General features: G+C 72.7%; 16 protein-coding genes. 9 read left to right on the top strand and 7 right to left on the bottom strand.

The features are described from left to right. Positions 1 to 305: 305 nt before the first annotated feature. The 4 genes from OG230_RS20195 to OG230_RS20180 are packed head-to-tail and all read left to right on the top strand — an operon-like array spanning position 306 to position 3,851. Positions 306 to 1,766 (top strand): MFS transporter, encoded by a 1,461-nt coding sequence (locus OG230_RS20195; RefSeq protein WP_328905121.1) that lies wholly within the window; start codon positions 306 to 308, stop codon positions 1,764 to 1,766. A gap of 27 nt (positions 1,767 to 1,793) precedes the next feature. Beyond that, positions 1,794 to 2,273 carry a DUF2771 domain-containing protein gene (locus OG230_RS20190; protein WP_328905120.1) on the top strand — a complete coding sequence of 160 codons (480 nt, stop codon included), beginning with the start codon at positions 1,794 to 1,796 and terminating at the stop codon, positions 2,271 to 2,273. A 2-nt stretch (positions 2,274 to 2,275) separates the two neighbouring features. Continuing rightward, positions 2,276 to 2,995 (top strand): futalosine hydrolase, encoded by a 720-nt coding sequence (locus tag OG230_RS20185; protein WP_328905119.1) that lies wholly within the window; start codon positions 2,276 to 2,278, stop codon positions 2,993 to 2,995. Continuing rightward, positions 2,976 to 3,851, top strand: coding sequence for a 1,4-dihydroxy-6-naphthoate synthase (locus OG230_RS20180; RefSeq protein WP_328905118.1), 876 nt, complete (start codon positions 2,976 to 2,978; stop codon positions 3,849 to 3,851). Before OG230_RS20185 ends, OG230_RS20180 begins: the two co-directional genes overlap by 20 nt. Before the next feature lie 33 nt (positions 3,852 to 3,884). On the opposite strand, the gene OG230_RS20175 is transcribed toward OG230_RS20180, so the two are convergent. After that, complete coding sequence (locus OG230_RS20175) at positions 3,885 to 4,268, bottom strand: cold-shock protein (RefSeq protein WP_328905117.1); 384 nt, start codon at positions 4,266 to 4,268, stop codon at positions 3,885 to 3,887. 166 nt (positions 4,269 to 4,434) lie between these two features. Between OG230_RS20175 and OG230_RS20170 the strand changes: the two genes are divergently transcribed. After that, the gene (locus OG230_RS20170; RefSeq protein ID WP_328905116.1) at positions 4,435 to 4,668 is read left to right on the top strand and encodes a hypothetical protein; all 234 of its coding nucleotides are present in this window, start codon (positions 4,435 to 4,437) and stop codon (positions 4,666 to 4,668) included. Here OG230_RS20170 and OG230_RS20165 read toward each other — a convergent pair. Then, the gene (locus tag OG230_RS20165; RefSeq protein ID WP_328905115.1) at positions 4,648 to 5,301 is read right to left on the bottom strand and encodes an HAD family hydrolase; all 654 of its coding nucleotides are present in this window, start codon (positions 5,299 to 5,301) and stop codon (positions 4,648 to 4,650) included. The genes OG230_RS20170 and OG230_RS20165 overlap by 21 nt on opposite strands. Positions 5,302 to 5,420: 119 nt before the next feature. On the opposite strand from OG230_RS20165, the gene OG230_RS20160 reads away from it, so the two are divergent. The 3 genes from OG230_RS20160 to OG230_RS20150 are packed head-to-tail and all read left to right on the top strand — an operon-like array spanning position 5,421 to position 8,355. After that, positions 5,421 to 6,431, top strand: coding sequence for a FecCD family ABC transporter permease (locus OG230_RS20160; RefSeq protein ID WP_328905114.1), 1,011 nt, complete (start codon positions 5,421 to 5,423; stop codon positions 6,429 to 6,431). After that, a complete protein-coding gene (locus OG230_RS20155) occupies positions 6,428 to 7,507 on the top strand; it encodes a FecCD family ABC transporter permease (protein WP_328905113.1) in 1,080 nt (359 codons plus the stop codon). Before OG230_RS20160 ends, OG230_RS20155 begins: the two co-directional genes overlap by 4 nt. Continuing rightward, positions 7,504 to 8,355 (top strand): ABC transporter ATP-binding protein, encoded by an 852-nt coding sequence (locus tag OG230_RS20150; protein ID WP_328905112.1) that lies wholly within the window; start codon positions 7,504 to 7,506, stop codon positions 8,353 to 8,355. The genes OG230_RS20155 and OG230_RS20150 overlap by 4 nt, the downstream gene beginning before the upstream one ends. A 126-nt stretch (positions 8,356 to 8,481) precedes the next feature. Here the strand turns inward: OG230_RS20150 and OG230_RS20145 are convergent, their stop codons facing one another. From OG230_RS20145 to OG230_RS20125, 5 genes are all read right to left on the bottom strand, one after another. Beyond that, positions 8,482 to 9,267, bottom strand: coding sequence for an ABC transporter permease (locus OG230_RS20145; protein WP_328905111.1), 786 nt, complete (start codon positions 9,265 to 9,267; stop codon positions 8,482 to 8,484). Beyond that, positions 9,264 to 10,271 (bottom strand): ATP-binding cassette domain-containing protein, encoded by a 1,008-nt coding sequence (locus OG230_RS20140; protein ID WP_328905110.1) that lies wholly within the window; start codon positions 10,269 to 10,271, stop codon positions 9,264 to 9,266. The genes OG230_RS20145 and OG230_RS20140 overlap by 4 nt, the downstream gene beginning before the upstream one ends. Positions 10,272 to 10,398: 127 nt before the next feature. Beyond that, positions 10,399 to 11,241 carry a DUF4097 family beta strand repeat-containing protein gene (locus OG230_RS20135; RefSeq protein WP_328905109.1) on the bottom strand — a complete coding sequence of 281 codons (843 nt, stop codon included), beginning with the start codon at positions 11,239 to 11,241 and terminating at the stop codon, positions 10,399 to 10,401. A gap of 96 nt (positions 11,242 to 11,337) precedes the next feature. Next, complete coding sequence (locus OG230_RS20130) at positions 11,338 to 11,856, bottom strand: toxin-antitoxin system HicB family antitoxin (protein WP_328905108.1); 519 nt, start codon at positions 11,854 to 11,856, stop codon at positions 11,338 to 11,340. A gap of 248 nt (positions 11,857 to 12,104) precedes the next feature. Next, complete coding sequence (locus OG230_RS20125) at positions 12,105 to 13,166, bottom strand: hypothetical protein (RefSeq protein WP_328905107.1); 1,062 nt, start codon at positions 13,164 to 13,166, stop codon at positions 12,105 to 12,107. 260 nt (positions 13,167 to 13,426) lie between these two features. On the opposite strand from OG230_RS20125, the gene OG230_RS20120 reads away from it, so the two are divergent. Continuing rightward, positions 13,427 to 15,970 carry a helicase C-terminal domain-containing protein gene (locus tag OG230_RS20120; protein WP_328905106.1) on the top strand — a complete coding sequence of 848 codons (2,544 nt, stop codon included), beginning with the start codon at positions 13,427 to 13,429 and terminating at the stop codon, positions 15,968 to 15,970. Positions 15,971 to 15,982: the final 12 nt, after the last annotated feature.

The raw sequence follows: 15,982 nt of genomic DNA, 5'->3' as shown, positions 1-15,982 counted from the left end.
GAACAACCGCCGGTGGCGCGTTACGCACGCTACCCTCTCCGCCGCTCTCCGCCCACCTGCGTGTCCCAAAGAAGGCCGTATCCGGTGCCGTGTCCGGCCTCACGTCCCCCGGCGTGTCCGCGGCGCGACCGTTCCGGGGCGGGTTCGGGGGCGATTTCTCCCCACGGAAATTGCCTCGCGATCCGCGCCGGACCACCCCGGGCCACCCCTCGCCCGGCTCCACCACTGACCCGACAGGGCGTCGTCCTCCGCGCGCCCGCGCCGATCATGGTTCACCGCGGCGCGGGTTGGGGCACTATGACGACGTGGCTGCCGCCAGGTCGCACGACGGTCCCGGCCCGCTCCGCACGGCGGGCCGGTCGATGGGTCGTGCCCTGCACCGGCCGTTCACCGGCACGGCGAAGGGCATCCGCAAGGCGACGCACGCCCATGGTGCCGGTGAGTCGGGGCTCGGGAAGCTGATCGAACTCCACGCCGTGAACGGCGCGGGCGACGTCATGATCACCGTCGCGCTCGCCTCCACGGTGTTCTTCTCCGTACCGACGGACGAGGCGCGCGGGCGCGTGGCCCTGTACCTCGCCATCACGATGCTTCCGTTCACGCTCCTCGCCCCGGTGATCGGTCCCCTCCTCGACCGGCTGCCGCACGGCCGCCGCGCGGCGATGGCGGGCGCGATGCTCGCCCGGGCGCTGCTCGCGATCACCATGTCGGGGGCGGTGGCGACGGGCGGCCTGGAGCTGTATCCGGCGGCGCTGGGCGTCCTGGTCTGCTCGAAGGCGTACGGGGTGGTGCGCAGCGCCGTCGTGCCACGGCTCCTGCCACCCCGCTTCTCCCTGGTGAAGGCCAATTCCCGGGTCACCCTCGCCGGCCTCCTGGCGACCGGGGTGGCGGCGCCCATCGGGGCGGGCCTCCAGAGCATCGGATCCGCCTGGCCGCTCTACGGAGCCTGCGTGATCTTCCTCGCCGGGACCTTCCTGGCCTTCACGCTGCCGCACAAGGTGGACTCGGCGAAGGGCGAGCGCAGGGCCCGGCTGATCGTTCCGCACGGCGAGACCGCCACCGGGAACCGTCCGACGGGCAAGGGCGAGAAGGCCGGGAGCAGGACCGGAAGCAGCAGGGTCGACGGCAGCCGGAAGGGGGAGGGCGAGAAGCGGGGCCGGGACAAACCACCGGGGCTGCGGTCCGTCGGGCCGTCCGTCCTGCACGGACTCCAGGCGAACGCCTCCCACCGGGCCCTCTCCGGCTTCCTCATCTTCTTCCTGGCGTTCCTGCTGCGCGAGCACCCGCTGGCCGGCCAGAGCGCCGCCGTGTCCCTCGGCATCGTCGGCGTCGCGGCCGGTGTCGGCAACGCCTGCGGTACGGCGGTGGGCTCCTGGCTCAGGGCCCGCGGCCCCGAGGTGATCATCGCGACCGTGCTGGGTCTCGCACTCGGCGTCGCCGTGCTGGCCGCCGTCTTCTTCTCCACCCTCATGGTCGCCGCGCTCGGCGCGGTCGCGGGCTTCACCCAGGCCCTGTCGAAGCTGTCCCTGGACGCCATGATCCAGCGCGACGTACCGGAGGAAGTGCGCACGTCCGCCTTCGCCCGGTCCGAGACCCTGCTGCAGATGGCCTGGGTGGTGGGCGGCGGTATCGGCATCGCCCTCCCCCTCAACGGAGTACTCGGCATGTCGGTCGCCGCGGGCATCCTCGGCCTGGGCGCCGCAACCTCCGTACGGGGGCTGCTGGGCGCCGCGCGGCGCGGCACGCCGCACCCCCGCGTGGCGTGAGCCCGGGCGACCGATAGCCTTCCGCCCATGACCGTTGCGTTCTTCTCAGGTAAGAGCCGTCGAATCGGCGTCGCTCTTGGTGCCGTGTCCGCGGGACTCCTCGTCCTGTCCGCCTGCGACAAGCCGACGCCGCTCGCGACCGTGACGGTCGGCGACAAGTCGGTGGCCGTCGAGGCGTCCTGCTACAACGACGGCGATCCCATCAAGGAATCGCTGATCCAGGGCTGCCTGAACAAGAAGGCAGAGCACAGCATCGACGTCGCGATGGACGACAAGGTCCGCTTCGGCGTCGACCCGGAGATCGCCGACAACGGCTGGACGCTCTTCATCAACGGCCAGCAGGCCGAGCAGGAGCCCTACAAGAAGACCTACCGGTCCATCCCGGGCAGCGCCTTCTTCGCCAGCCAGACCGGCGAGACCACCAACAAGACGCAGATCAGCATCGTGGAGACCACGGGCAAGCGGCTCACGGGCATCTGGCAGTTCCAGCTCAAGAAGACCGACTGACCTTGCGGGACTCCCTCGCGCGTGTGCTCGTCGTGACCGCTGTCCCCGTGGAGAGGGACGCGGTCACGCGTGCGTTCGGGGACGGGCCGCGGGTGCGTTCCGTGCCGGGTGCGGAGATCCACCGGGCCGGTGGCCTCGACGTCCTGGCGGGCGGAGCCGGTCCGGCCGCCGCCGCGGCCTCGGCCGCGTTCGCGCTGGCCGCCGCCCCCACCCCGTACGAACTGATCGTCTCCGCCGGCATCGGCGGCGGCTTCGCGCCCGCCGCCCCCGTGGGCTCGCTCGTCGTGGCGAGACGCATCGTCGCCGCGGACCTGGGGGCGCAGACCCCCGACGGGTTCGTCCCGGTGACCGGTCTCGGCTTCGGCCGCGACTGGTATCTGCCGCCTCGCTCGCTGGTACGCGCGGTGGCCGCGGCCACCGGCGCCGTCTCCGGCGAGGTGCTCACCGTCTCCACCGTGACCGGCAGCGCGGCGCGTGCCGCGGAGCTGCTCGCAGCGCACCCGGGTGCCGTCGCCGAGGCGATGGAGGGGTTCGGTGTCGCCGAGGCCGCCGAACTGCTCGGCGTACCGGTGCTGGAGCTGCGGGCCGTCTCGAACGCGGTCGGTCCGCGCGACCGGGCCGCCTGGCGCATCGGCGAGGCCCTGGCCGCGCTCACCGAGGCGTTCGGGAAGATCGCCCCCGTACTGGAAGGTTGGACTCTGCATGACCGACACCTCGACTGACTCCGTGCCCGCCGACGCGAAGCTGCGCATCGCCTTCTCGCCGTGCCCGAACGACACCTTCGTCTTCGACGCCTGGGCGCACGGCAGAGTCCCCGGGGCACCCGCCCTCGACGTCACGTTCGCGGACATCGACATCACCAACGGCATGGCCGAGCGCGGCGAGTTCGACGTGCTGAAGGTGTCGTACGCCGTTCTGCCGTGGGTCCTGGACGAGTACGCGCTGCTGCCGTGCGGCGGCGCGCTCGGCCGGGGCTGCGGTCCGCTGGTCCTGACGAAGGAGCCGGGCACCGATCTGACGGGGCGGACGGTCGCCGTGCCGAGCGAGCGCTCCACCGCGTACCTGCTGTTCCGGCTGTGGGCGGCGGAGGTCGTGCCCGGCGGGGTCGGCGAGATCGTCGCCATGCCGTTCGACGAGATCATGCCCGCCGTGCGCGACGGCAGGGTCGATGCCGGGCTCGTGATCCACGAGGCCCGCTTCACGTACCGGAACTACGGTCTGCACAGCCTCGCCGACATGGGCGAGCACTGGGAGCGGACGACGGGCCTGCCGATCCCGCTCGGCGCGATCATCGCCAAGCGGTCGCTGGGCAAGGAAATGCTCGAAAAGTTGGCCGATTCGGCCCGTACGTCGGTCCGGATGGCCTGGGACGACCCCGAGCGGTCCCGGCCGTACGTGCTGGAGCACGCGCAGGAGATGGACCCGTCCGTGGCGGACCAGCACATCGGGCTGTACGTCAACGAGTTCACGGCGGACCTCGGCGAGGCCGGCTACGCGGCGATCCGCGGACTGCTGACGCGCGCCGCGGCCGAGGGCTTGGTACCGCCGCTCGGCCGCGACGCGCTGACGTCTCTCTGAGCCCTGAGGGCCGAACGAAAGGCCCGGGAGGCCCTAGACGTCGAGTTGGTCGGCGACCGCGCGGAGCAGACCGGCGATCTGGGCGCCCGCGGCCTTGTCGGGGTAGCGGCCCCGCTCCAGCATCGGCGTGATGTTCTCCAGCAGCGTCGTCAGGTCCTGCACGATCGACGCCAGCTCGTCCGGCTTGCGGCGCTGCGCCGCGGCGACGGACGGGGTGGGGTCGAGGATCGCGACGGAGAGGGCCTGGTCACCGCGCTGACCTGCGACGACACCGAACTCGACCCGTTGGCCGGGCTTGAGTGCGTCGACGCCGGCGGGGAGGACCGACGAGTGGACGAAGACGTCGCCGCCGTCGTCACGCGAAAGAAAGCCGAAGCCTTTTTCCGAATTGAACCATTTGACCTTACCCGTGGGCACGTCTGTCCTCGTCCTCGTACTCGTCGGTGCGCGGGAGAGCCGGGAATCGGCTCCGGATAGCAGTACAGCGGGTCCCATGACCCGCCATGCCCAAGGCTAATGGCCCAGGGGCCGGTGACAAGACGTCGCCGGATGGTTCCTCCGGGCTGGGAACTACCCTGGCCGGGTGAGTACTACTCCTTCTGGCGCCGGTGACCGGCTCGTACAGGTCGGCGCGATCGTTTTCTTCGTCGGCGCAGTGGCCACTCTGGTCACTGTGGCCCCGCTGTTCCTGGGCACCGACCCCTTCCCGGCCATCGCCTACGCGGTCTCCATGCTGATGGGCGTGGGCTTCCTGATCGCCGGGGCGGGGGTCGTCCGGTCGGTGTGGCTGAGCAGGTCAGACCCGTCCGGCACCTGAGGCCGACCAGGAGGACAGCCAGGCCGGGAAGCCGGTGAGGTCCGGCAGGACGACGTCCGCGCCCGCCGCCCGCAGCTCCTCCGCGTCGCACGGGCCCGTCGTGACGGTGACCGACAGGCAGGAAGCCGCCCGCGCGCCCCGTACGTCCCCGGTGTGGTCGCCGACGTAGACCTGCGCACCGTATTCGAGCAGCGCCTGCGCCTTGGCCTCCGCCCAGAGCCGGCCGATGACCGCGTCCGGCTCGATGCCGAGGTGGGCGAGGTGCAGCTTCGCGCTCGGCTCGTGCTTGGCGGTGACGACGATCGCCCGGCCGCCGAGCGCCCGCACCGCGGCGACGGCCTCCCGGGCGCCGGCCAGTGCCGGGGTCGGGGTGATCGCGTGCAGGGGATAGATCTCGCGGTAGCGGTCCGCGGCGGCGGTCACCCCGGAGGCCGGGAACCAGTGCGCCATTTCGTCCTCGACCGGCGGTCCGAGCCGACTGACGACCAGGTCGGCGTCGATGGGGACGCCCGTCTCGGCGGACAGCGCCCGGAAGGCGGCCCCGATGCCGGGCCGGGAGTCGATGAGCGTCATGTCGAGGTCGAAGCCGACCGTGAGCAGGGTCTTGGGCGGGGTCTGGGCAGGTGCGGTCATGGTGGCCATTGTGCCGACCCCGAGCGGCGCCCCCTCACCCGTTCGGCCGTAGGGCGGCGCTTAGACTTAGGTCCGCCTTACCGCCTCGCCACGCCGTGCACTCCGCCCGATTGGTTCAGATGTCAGCCGCCGCTCCACGCCTCTCCAGACGCGCAACCGCGACGGCGGCGGCCGTCGTGGCGCTGCTGGTGGCGATCCTGCTCAGCCTGGCCGTGGGCGCACGGTCCATTCCGCCCTCCGAGGTGTACGACGCCCTCGTGCACGGCGGCCACTCCGACGCCGCCGAGGTGATCCGGAACATGCGGGTGCCGCGCACCGTCATCGGACTGATGGTCGGCGCGGCGCTGGCCCTCGCGGGCACGGTGCTCCAGGGCATCACCCGTAACCCGATCGCCGACCCCGGCATCCTCGGCATCAGCCAGGGCGCCTCGGTGGGCGTGGTGCTGGCCATCGCGTACGCCGGGATCCACACGCTCTCCGGGTACGTGTGGTTCGCGTTCGCCGGGGCCGCCGCGGCGTCCGTCGCCGTGTACGCCATCGCGTCGAGCGGGCGCGGTGGTGCGACGCCGGTCAAGCTCGCGCTGGGCGGCGCCGCGATCAACGCCCTGCTGGTGTCGGTGACCAGCGCCGTACTGACGACCAACGCCTCGGCGATGGACGAGTTCCGCTTCTGGCAGGTCGGTTCGATCGCCGGCCGCGAGGCCGAGGTGGCGCAGCAGATCTGGCCGTTCCTCCTCGTCGGCGCGGTACTCGTCCTCTCCGTGTCACGGGGTCTGGACGCGCTCGCGCTCGGCGAGGACGTGGCGAAGGGGCTCGGGCAGAAGGTCGCGACGGTACGGATCGTCGGCGGGGTCGGGGCCACCGTGCTGACCGGCGCCGCGGTCGCGGCGGCCGGGCCCATCGCCTTCATCGGACTCGCCGTCCCGCACATCGCCCGCGCCGTCGTCGGCAGCGACCACCGCTGGGTCCTGCCGATGGCGGCGCTGATCGGCCCCGTGATGCTGCTCGTCTCGGACGTGATCGGCCGGATCGTGTTCCCGCCGAGCGAGGTCCCCGCAGGCGTGATGACCGCGCTGATCGGGGTGCCGTTCCTGGTCGCCCTGGTGCGCCGGAAGGCGGTGCCCGCATGAGCGCCACGACCTCGGCCGTGAAGCCCGTACGGCCCGCCGGCTACGGCCTCGTACGGATCGGGTCCCGCGGACGGTTCCTGCTCCACCGGCGCTCCGGCGTCGTCGCAGTGGCCCTCGCGCTCTTCCTCGCGGCGGTCTCCGTCGCGTACCTGTGCGTCGGCGAGAACTTCGTCGCGCCCGGCGAGGTGCTGAAGGTGGTCTTCGGGCAGCCGTCGCCCGACGAACTCGTCGTGGGCACGCTGCGGCTGCCGCGCCTGGTCGTGGGACTGCTCGTCGGCCTTGCCTTCGGGATCGCCGGGGCGCTGATCCAGACCGTGGCCCGCAACCCGCTCGCCAGCCCGGACATCATCGGCATCAGCCAGGGCGCGAGCGCGCTGACGGTCGGGTCCATGACGTTCGGCATCACCTCGTACGCCGTCCTGCCCTACCTCTCGGTCATCGGCGGGGTCGCCGCCGCGGCCCTCGTGTACGCCTTCGCGTGGCGCGGCGGGCTGCACGCCACCCGCTTCGTCCTCATCGGGATCGGCTTCGCGATCGCGCTGCGGTCGGTCACCACCCTGTTCCTGACGAAGGGCGACTACCTGGTCGCCCAGCAGGCGCAGATCTGGATGACGGGCTCGTTGAACGGGCGCGGCTGGAACGAGGCCGCGCCGATCGGCTGGACGCTGCTGGTCCTGCTCCCGGCCGTGCTGTGGGCGGCGCGTGCGCAGCGCACCGTCTCGATGGACGACGACACCGCGACGGCGCTCGGCGTACGGCTCGGCCGCGTACGGCTGGGGCTCGTCATGACCGGTGTGGTCCTGGCGTCCGTGGCGACGGGGACGGCGGGCCCGGTGGACTTCGTGGCGCTGCTGGCCCCGCAGATCGCCCGCCGGATGACGCGTACCGCGCAGATTCCGCTGCTCTGCTCGGCGCTGCTCGGCGCGGTGATCGTCGTGTTCGCCGATCTCCTCGCCCGCAGGCTCTTCTCGCCCGTCGAAATGCCGGTGGGCGTCCTGACGGCGGCGGTCGGCGCCCCGTACCTGATCTGGCTGATCGTCCGTGGCCACCGTGGCCGCCGTGGAGGAACCGCATGAGCACAACCGGCACCGGCACCCGCTCCGACACCAGGACCAGCCGGCTCACGGTGCGCGCGCTGACCCTCGCCTACGAGGACCGCACCGTCGTCCACGAGCTCGACCTGGCGATCCCCGACGGGCAGGTCACGGTCATCGTCGGCCCGAACGCCTGCGGCAAGTCGACGACCCTGCGGGCGCTCGGCCGGCTGCTGAAGCCGCGCGGCGGGGCGGTGCTCCTCGACGGCACCGAACTCTCGAAGATCCCCACGAAGAAGATCGCGCAGTCGATCGGCCTGCTCCCGCAGACCCCGGTGGCCCCGGAGGCGATCACCGTCTCGGACCTGGTCGCCCGTGGCCGCCAGCCGCACCAGCACTGGTGGCAGCAGTGGTCGGACGAGGACGAGCGGGCGGTCACGGAGGCCATGGCGCGTACGGACGTGTGCGCGCTCGCCGACCGCTCGGTGGACGAGCTCTCCGGCGGCCAGCGCCAGCGCGTCTGGATCGCGATGGCCCTGGCGCAGGACACGGACCTCCTGCTGCTCGACGAGCCGACGACGTACCTCGACATCTCCCACCAGGTGGAGGTCCTCGACCTGGTCCGTCAGCTCGCCGCCCCGGCCCCGGACGGCACCCGCGGCCGTACGGTCGTCACGGTCCTCCACGACCTCAACCAGGCCGCCCGCTACGCCGACCACCTGGTCGCCATGAAGGAGGGCCGGATCGTCGCCGAGGGCCACCCCTCGGAGGTCGTCACCGCCGAACTCGTCCGCGAGGTCTTCGGCCTGGACGCGGTGATCGTCCCGGACCCCGTGACGGGCTCACCGCTGGTGGTCCCGGGAGCACCCTGGACTCCGCCGGCGGCATGAGCCGAGGGGCTTCGGCCCCGTGGGCGGGGAGAAACGCCGTCGGGGCGGCGTACGCCCGACGCGGTGTCGGAGTACGCCGCCCTCGGGCGGGACGAGCAGCCGGTTCGCGTGGCTGCTTTCGCGTGCCTACTTCGGGTCCTGGTCGAACTTCGAGGTCGCCCAGACGTAGCCGAGGACGGTGAGTCCGAGGCACCAGGCCACGGCCAGCCAGCCGTTGTGGCCGATCTCGGTGCCGAGGAGGAGGCCGCGCAGCGTCTCGATGGCGGGGGTGAAGGGCTGGTACTCGGCGATCGGCTGGAACCAGCCGGGCATGGAGTCGACCGGCACGAAGGTGCTGGAGATCAGGGGCAGGAAGATCAGCGGCATGGCGTTGTTGCTGGCCGCCTCTGCGTTGGGGCTGACCAGGCCCATGCCGACCGCGATCCAGGTCAGCGCCAGAGCAAAGAGCGCGAGCAGTCCGAAGGCCGCCAGCAACTCCAGGAGGGTGGCGTCGGTGGAGCGGAAGCCGATGGCCACGCCGACGGCGCCGACGAGGGCCACGCTGGCGATCGACTGCAGGACGCTGCCGATGACGTGTCCGACGAGCACGGAACTGCGGTGGATGGCCATCGTGCGGAAGCGGGCGATGATGCCCTCGGACATGTCCATGGAGACGGACACCGCCGTGCCGATCGTGGTGGACCCGATGGTCATCAGCATGATGCCCGGGACGAGATAGGCGATGTAGGCGGAGCGGTCGCCGCCGCCGATCCCGGCGCTCATGGCGTCGCCGAAGATGTAGACGAAGAGCAGCAGCAGCATGATCGGCGTAAGCAGCAGGTTCAGGGTCATCGACGGGTAGCGCCGGGCGTGCAGGAGGTTGCGGCGCAGCATCGTGGACGAGTCGCGGACGGCGAGGGCGAGAGAGCTCATCGGACGGTCTCCTTGGACTGGTTCGGCTGGGTGGGCACGGTGGCGCCGGTCAGGGCGAAGAACACGTCGTTGAGGTCGGGGGTGTGCACGGTCAGTTCGTCCGCCTCGATGCCGGCGGAGTCGAGCCAGTCGAGGATGGAGCGGAGTTCGCGCTGGCTGCCGTCGCTGAGGATCTGCAGGGCCAGTGCCTCGTCGTCCCGGGATGCCTCGTTCAGGGCGGTAGCGGCCGACCGGTAGGTGGCCGGGTCGGTGAAGCGGAGGCGGACGTGGCCGCCGGGGATCAGGCGCTTGAGCTCGTCGGCGGTTCCCTCGGCGGCGATCCTGCCGTCGCTCAGTACCGCGATGCGGTCGGCGAGTTCGTCGGCCTCTTCGAGGTACTGGGTGGTGAGGAAGACGGTGACGCCGCCGGAGACGAGCTCGCGGATGATGCCCCACATGGTGTGGCGGGAGCGTGGGTCGAGTCCGGTGGTCGGTTCGTCGAGGAAGATGATCCGCGGGTTGCCGACCAGGGTCATGGCGATGTCGAGGCGGCGCTTCATGCCGCCGGAGTAGGTGGAGGCGGGCTTCTTGGCTGCCTCCACCAGGTCGAAGCGTTCCAGCAGTTCGGCGGCGACCCGCCGTCCCTCGCTCTTGGACAAGTGGTGCAGGTCCGCCATGAGGAGCATGTTCTCCTCGCCGGTGATCAGCCCGTCCACCGCGGAGAACTGGCCGGTGACGCCGATCGCGGCACGCACCGCGTCCGGTGCGGTGGTGATGTCGTTGCCCGCGATCCGGACCGTGCCGCCGTCGGCGGTGATGAGCGTGGAGAGGATGTTCACGACGGTGGTCTTGCCGGCGCCGTTGGGTCCGAGGAGCGCGAAGACGGACCCGGCCGGGATGCTCAGGTCGATGCCGTCGAGGACGGTCTTGTCGCCGTACGACTTGCGCAGACCGACGGCGGAGACGGCGGCGGACGACGGCTGACCGTCCGACCCGATGGGCGTGGACATGACAGAAGAAGGCATGGAGCCCTCCATTCGGAAGCTGAAGCGGGCGGGAGATGGAGCGGGCTGGTGATGGAGCGGGCTGGTGATGGAGCGGGCTGGTGCCGAAGCGAGGGAAGCGGGGGCGAGACGGCCCGGAAGGCGGCGCTCAGATCTTGGCGCGGCGGATGTCGATGTTGCCGTACTTGGTGCGGGCGTGGACCTTGACCGTGTCCCCGGTCTCCTCCGGGGTCTCGGACGCGGTGAGCGCGTTGCGCACCTGGCCGGAGCCCGAGCTGACGTCGAGCCAGGCGGCCGTGCCCTCGCGGATACCGACCTCGATGGCGCCGTAGGAGGTCTCCAGCTTGACGGCGCCGCGCGCCACTTCACCCACGCGCAGGGTGCCGTGGGCGGTGGTGGCGGTGACCGAGTCCTCGGCGCGCTGGACATGGATGTCGCCGTTGGCGCCGCTCACCCGCAGCTCGCCGGTCACGGCACCGACGGTCGTGGTGCCGTGCGAGTTCTTCAGGACGGCGGGGCCGTCGACGAAGTCGACGCGCACACTGCCGGAGCTGGTGGTGATCTCGGCCAGGCCCTCGACCCGGTCCACGGTGATGGATCCGTGCGACGCGGTCAGCACCAGCGGGCCGGTCGTGTCGAAGCGGGCGTCGCCGGACGAGGTCTTGACGCGGACCTCGCCGAGCCGGCCCTCGCCGAGGACCTGGGTCCAGGCACCGGTCGCGTCGATGCGGGAGCCGGTGGGCAGTTCGACCGTCACGTCGACGACGCCGGTGCGGCCGAACATGCCGGACTTGGGCGTCCTGATGGTCAGCGCGCCGCCGGAGCAGGCGACCTGGGTCTGGTCGGCCGCCCGCACGTCCAGGTCCTTCTTCGGGTCGCGGGGCCGCACCTCGACGACGGTGTCGAGGCGGTCGCTTGCGGTGAACTGAAGGGAACCGGCCTCCACATGGGTCGTGGCCGAGATCGCTTCGGGGGTGTCGAAAGAAGGCATGGCTGTCCCGTCCTCTTGGGTCTTCAGGGCGTCCCCGCTGGTGGGACGTGCTGTGGGTGAAGTGGTGCGGGTGAAGTGGTGCGGGCGGGGATGCGGTCAGCGCACCCAGCCCGTGAAGTTCTGTCCGATGCTCTGGGCCTTCCCCGTCGTACGCGGCCGGGTGCCGCCGTCGACCGCGGCCGACACGGCGCGCACCAGCCACGCGTTGACGGACAGACCCTCGCGGGCCGCGGCCTCCTCGGCGCGGGCCTTGAGGTGGGCCGGCAGACGCAGGTTGACGCGGGCGGTGCCGCCCTCGTCGCCCTCGGCCGGGGCCGGGGCCCTGAACGGTTCGGCGGGCCCGGCCGGCTCCGCGGGTGCGCCGCCATAGGTGGGCGGCGGCGTCACCACGAAGTCGGGGTCGAGTCCGCGCAGCCGTACGTCGACCGAGCCGGGGGCGAGTTCACGGGTGATCTCGTCCATCGCGGCGGAGAGCACGTTGAGCATGGTCAGGCGGGTCGCCGACTCCAGGGGAGCGGTGAGCCTCTCGGCCAGTTCGCGGGCTTCGTTGCCGCCGGCTTCGGCAGCCACCGCGAGTTCGCGGCGGAGGGAGTCGACATACGGGGTGAGGTCCATAGCGCCATCATGGCACCACTATGGCGCCACGCGCAAGCCATGAAGGGACATCTCCGGGTTCACCACCGAGACCAACGCTCTGACCTGCGAAAACATGCTGGCACCTAGGTGCGCAATCGTGGCGCCACGCGTGTCACGGCGCCTACGGGGGCACGAGATGGCACCACGCGGCACCGGATGACACCAGCTGGCGCCGGGCGGTGCCACGCGGTGTGCCATGTGCTGCCACGTGACGCCGCACGGCCCCTTCAGTCCGTACGCCGCCGGGCCCGCCACACCAGATAGAGCGCCGAAGCCACCGCCGCCGTGCGGACCACCACCGGCCAGGTGGAGGCCAGGGCCTCGCCCATTCCGTCGTCCGGGATCGGGGCGCCCCACCTGCCGTCCAGGCGGCCCCAGAGCCAGACGAGGGCTCCGGCCACGACGACTCCGGGCAGGCCCATGGCCGCCCATTTCGCCTCGGCCCGGGAGAGCTTGCGCGAGCTGTACGCGAGCAGCCAGCCGCCCGCGAGGGCCAGCCAGGAGCCCATGACCGCGCCGGCGACCAGCAGGGCGGCGGCCAGGAGCAGGAGAGGGTGCGAGAAGCCGGCGCGGGCGGGCGCCGCTGCCTCCTCGGGTTCCGGCGCGGCCTTCTTGCGGAGGCGCGGGCGCAGTCTCCTGCGGGGGCGGGGCTCCGCCTCCTCGGCCTCGCCGCCCTCTTCCTCGTCCCCCGCTTCCTCCTCTTCGGCCTCGTCGGGGCGCACCGGAGGCGGCGGCTTCAGCATCTCGGGGATCTCCACACCGCCGACGAAGCCGGGCACGCTCACCCCCTCGCTGAACGGCCCCGGTTCGATGCGCCACCACTCCGCGTCCGCGCCGGCCCCGGACGGTGCCTGGTCAAGGCCCGCCATGTGGGGTGCCTGCGCGGACGGCCAGCCCGGCACCGGGCCGGTGCTCTCCTCGGCCGGGGCCTCCGCCGACGCGCCCTTGCCGGAAGTGTCTTTGCGGAGCATTCCGCGCCGTGGCCGGGGCACGGCGCGGGGGCGCTTCGCGTCCGTCTCCGCCGCCGTGCGCGGCGACGGCAGCGTCACCGTTCCGTCGGCCGACTCGGCTGCCTCGGCCACCAGTTCGTCCGGCGTACCGAGCCTGCCGATGATGCGCCGCACCACCGCGGGCGAGTCCGCGCCGGCCGTCCCGCGCTGCCGCTCGATCTCGCCCCGCAGCGTCGAGACGAGTCTCATCCGGGCGCCCGAGGACAGCTGTTGCTGCTGGGCCAGGTCCCCGACCCGGCTCAGATAGTCGTAGACGAGCTGGTCGCTCTCGATCCCCACGCGGTCGTTCCCCTCTACCCGCCCTGCCCCGACCGTAGCGTTTCGGCGGATTCTTGTGGAGGAACCCCAGGGCTTCCCCGCAGGGGGACCGCATCCCGCAGGTACGGCGTGGAGCGCCCCGGCTGTCTCGGCATCGCCCAACGCGGGTGACGGATCGGGGGTCCGCGGGCCCCCGTCGATGCCCCCGGCACCCTCCCTCACCGCATCGCGGCGAGCCCGGCACTCCGGTCCCGGGTCTCCGACGGGCTACCGTGGGACGGATGGGGACGACCACACCACCGCGCACGCTCGCCGAAGCCCTGCGCGCCAGGGGCGACGAATCGCTGGCACGGCTTCTGCGTGCCCGCCCCGACCTGCTCAACCCCGTGCCGAACGACATCACCCAACTCGCCACCCGTGCGGGCACCCGGGCCTCCGTCGTCCGCGCGCTGGAACACCTGGACCGCTTCGCGCTGCAGACAGCGGAGGCGCTGGCCGTCGCGCCGGACCCGGCTCCGTACGACACGCTGCTCTCCCTCCTGACCGGTGACGGCCAGGACGACGGCGACCAGCGCGACGACATGGGCGCCGCGATCGCCGCCGCGCTGCCCGTCGCCCTGAAGGACCTGCGCGAACAGGCCCTCGTCTGGGGCGAGGACGAGCGGCTGCACCTGGTGCGCACCGCTCGCGAGCTGCTCGCCCCCTCTCCCCAGCACCCCTCCCCCACCGGGCTCGGTCCGACCGTCGCCGAGGCCACGGCGGGCATGTCCCCCGGCCGGCTCCAGGAGATCCTGACCGACGCCGGGCTGCCCGCCACGCACGACCCGGTCTCCGCCGTGACCGCGCTCTCCGGCCTGTTCACCGACCGGACCCGGATGGGCGCGCTGCTGGACACCGCGCCGGTCGAGGCCCTGTCCGTACTGGACCGGCTGGTGTGGGGCCCGCCGTACGGGGAAGTCACACCGAACCCCACGCCTCCCGTGAAGTGGCTCCGCGACCGCGGACTGCTCCTGCCCGTGTCGACGCGGACCGTCGTGCTGCCGCGCGAGGCGGCCCTCCATCTGCGGGCCGGTCGCGCCCACCGCGTCCCCGAACCGGTGGCGCCGCCCGTCGAGGCCACCGCCGAGCGCGATCCCCAGGCTGTGGACAGAGCCGCCGCCGGCCAGGCGTTCATGGCGATGTCCACGATCGAGGAGCTGCTGAAGTTCTGGAACGGCGGCGGCCCCGCCATCCTCCGGGCGGGCGGCCTGAGCGTGCGCGAGCTCAAGCGGGCCGCGAGCGCGATGGACGTGTCCGAACCGGTCGCCGCCTTCTGGGTCGAACTCGCCTACGCGGCCGGACTGCTGGCCTCCGACGGCGAGACGGACGAGCGGTACGCGGCGACGCCCGCGTACGACGACTGGCTCGAACTCCCCGCCCAGGACCGCTGGGTGCACCTCGCCACCGCCTGGCTCGCCGCCACCCGCACCGCGGGCCTGGTCGGCGGCCAGGACGCCAAGGGCCGGGCGCTCTCCGCACTCGGCCCCGAACTGGACCGCTCCACCGCGCCCGAGGTACGCCGCCGGGTGCTGGCCCTGCTCGGCGCACTGCCCCCGGGCACCGCGCCCGACCCGGCGAGCCTCCTCGCCCGGCTGCGCTGGGAACGCCCGTTGCGCACCGGAACGAAGGGCGGGACAGCGGCCGGCACCTCGGCCGGCACCCCGTCCAGGGCGGCCGGGACGACCTACGGCGCTCCCGCCTCCCCCGCCGCGGCCACCGCCCCCGGAGACACCGCCGACCTGCGCTCCCGGATCGCGCTGTGGACGCTCAACGAGTCGGAACTCCTCGGCATCACCGGCCGGGGCGCCCTCTCCTCGCAGGCCCGCGCGCTGCTGGAGGACGGCCCGGACGAGGCAGCCGCCCGCCTCGCCCCGCTCGTCCCCGAACCGCTGGACCACGTGCTGCTCCAGGCCGACCTGACGGCCGTCGCCCCCGGCCCGCTGAACCGCCCCCTGGCCGAGATGCTCTCGGTGCTCGCGGACATCGAGTCCAAGGGCGGGGCGACCGTCTACCGCTTCACCCCCGGTTCCGTACGCCGCGCCCTGGACGCCGGGCAGGCGGCCACCGATCTGCACGCCTTCCTGGCCGCGCACAGCCGTACGCCGGTTCCGCAGCCGCTCAGTTACCTCATCGACGACGTGGCCCGCCGCCACGGTCACCTGCGGATCGGCGCCGCCTCCGCGTACGTGCGCTGCGACGACGAGGCCGTCCTCAACGAGATCCTCGCCGACAAGCGTTCGGCGAACCTGCGGCTGCGCCGGCTCGCGCCGACCGTCCTGGCCGCCCAGACCGACCCGGCGTCCCTCCTGGAGGGGCTGCGCGAGATCGGATACGCGCCGGCCGCCGAATCCGCCGAGGGCGACGTCCTGATCACCCGCGCGGGCGCCCGCCGCACCCCGCCCCGCTCGGCCCCCGCCCCCGTCCCCGAAGGCCCGCCCGTCCCCGACGACACCCTGCTGGGCGCCGCGGTCCGGGCGATCCGCGCCGGGGACACGGCGGCCACGGTCGTCCGCAAGGACGGCACCGAGGTGCCGGTGGCCGGTTCCCTCCCCCGTACGACCTCCGCCGAGACCCTGGCGACGGTCCAGGCCGCCGCGATGACGGGCTCCGCCGTCTGGATCGGCTACGTCAACGCGGACGGCGCGGCCAGCCAGCGCGTGATCGCCCCGGTCCGCGTCGAGGGCGGCTTCGTCACGGCCTTCGACCACACGGCCGACGAGGTCCGCACGTACCCGCTGCACCGCATCACGGGTGTGGCGGAGCTGGCCGACGACACGGGCGCGTGACCTGGCGGAAGT

The sequence above is a fragment of the Streptomyces sp. NBC_00234 genome (assembly GCF_036195325.1).
GTDB lineage: Bacteria > Actinomycetota > Actinomycetes > Streptomycetales > Streptomycetaceae > Streptomyces.
Note: the sequence above shows the minus strand (reverse complement) of the source record. Positions and strands in the feature narration are given on the sequence as shown.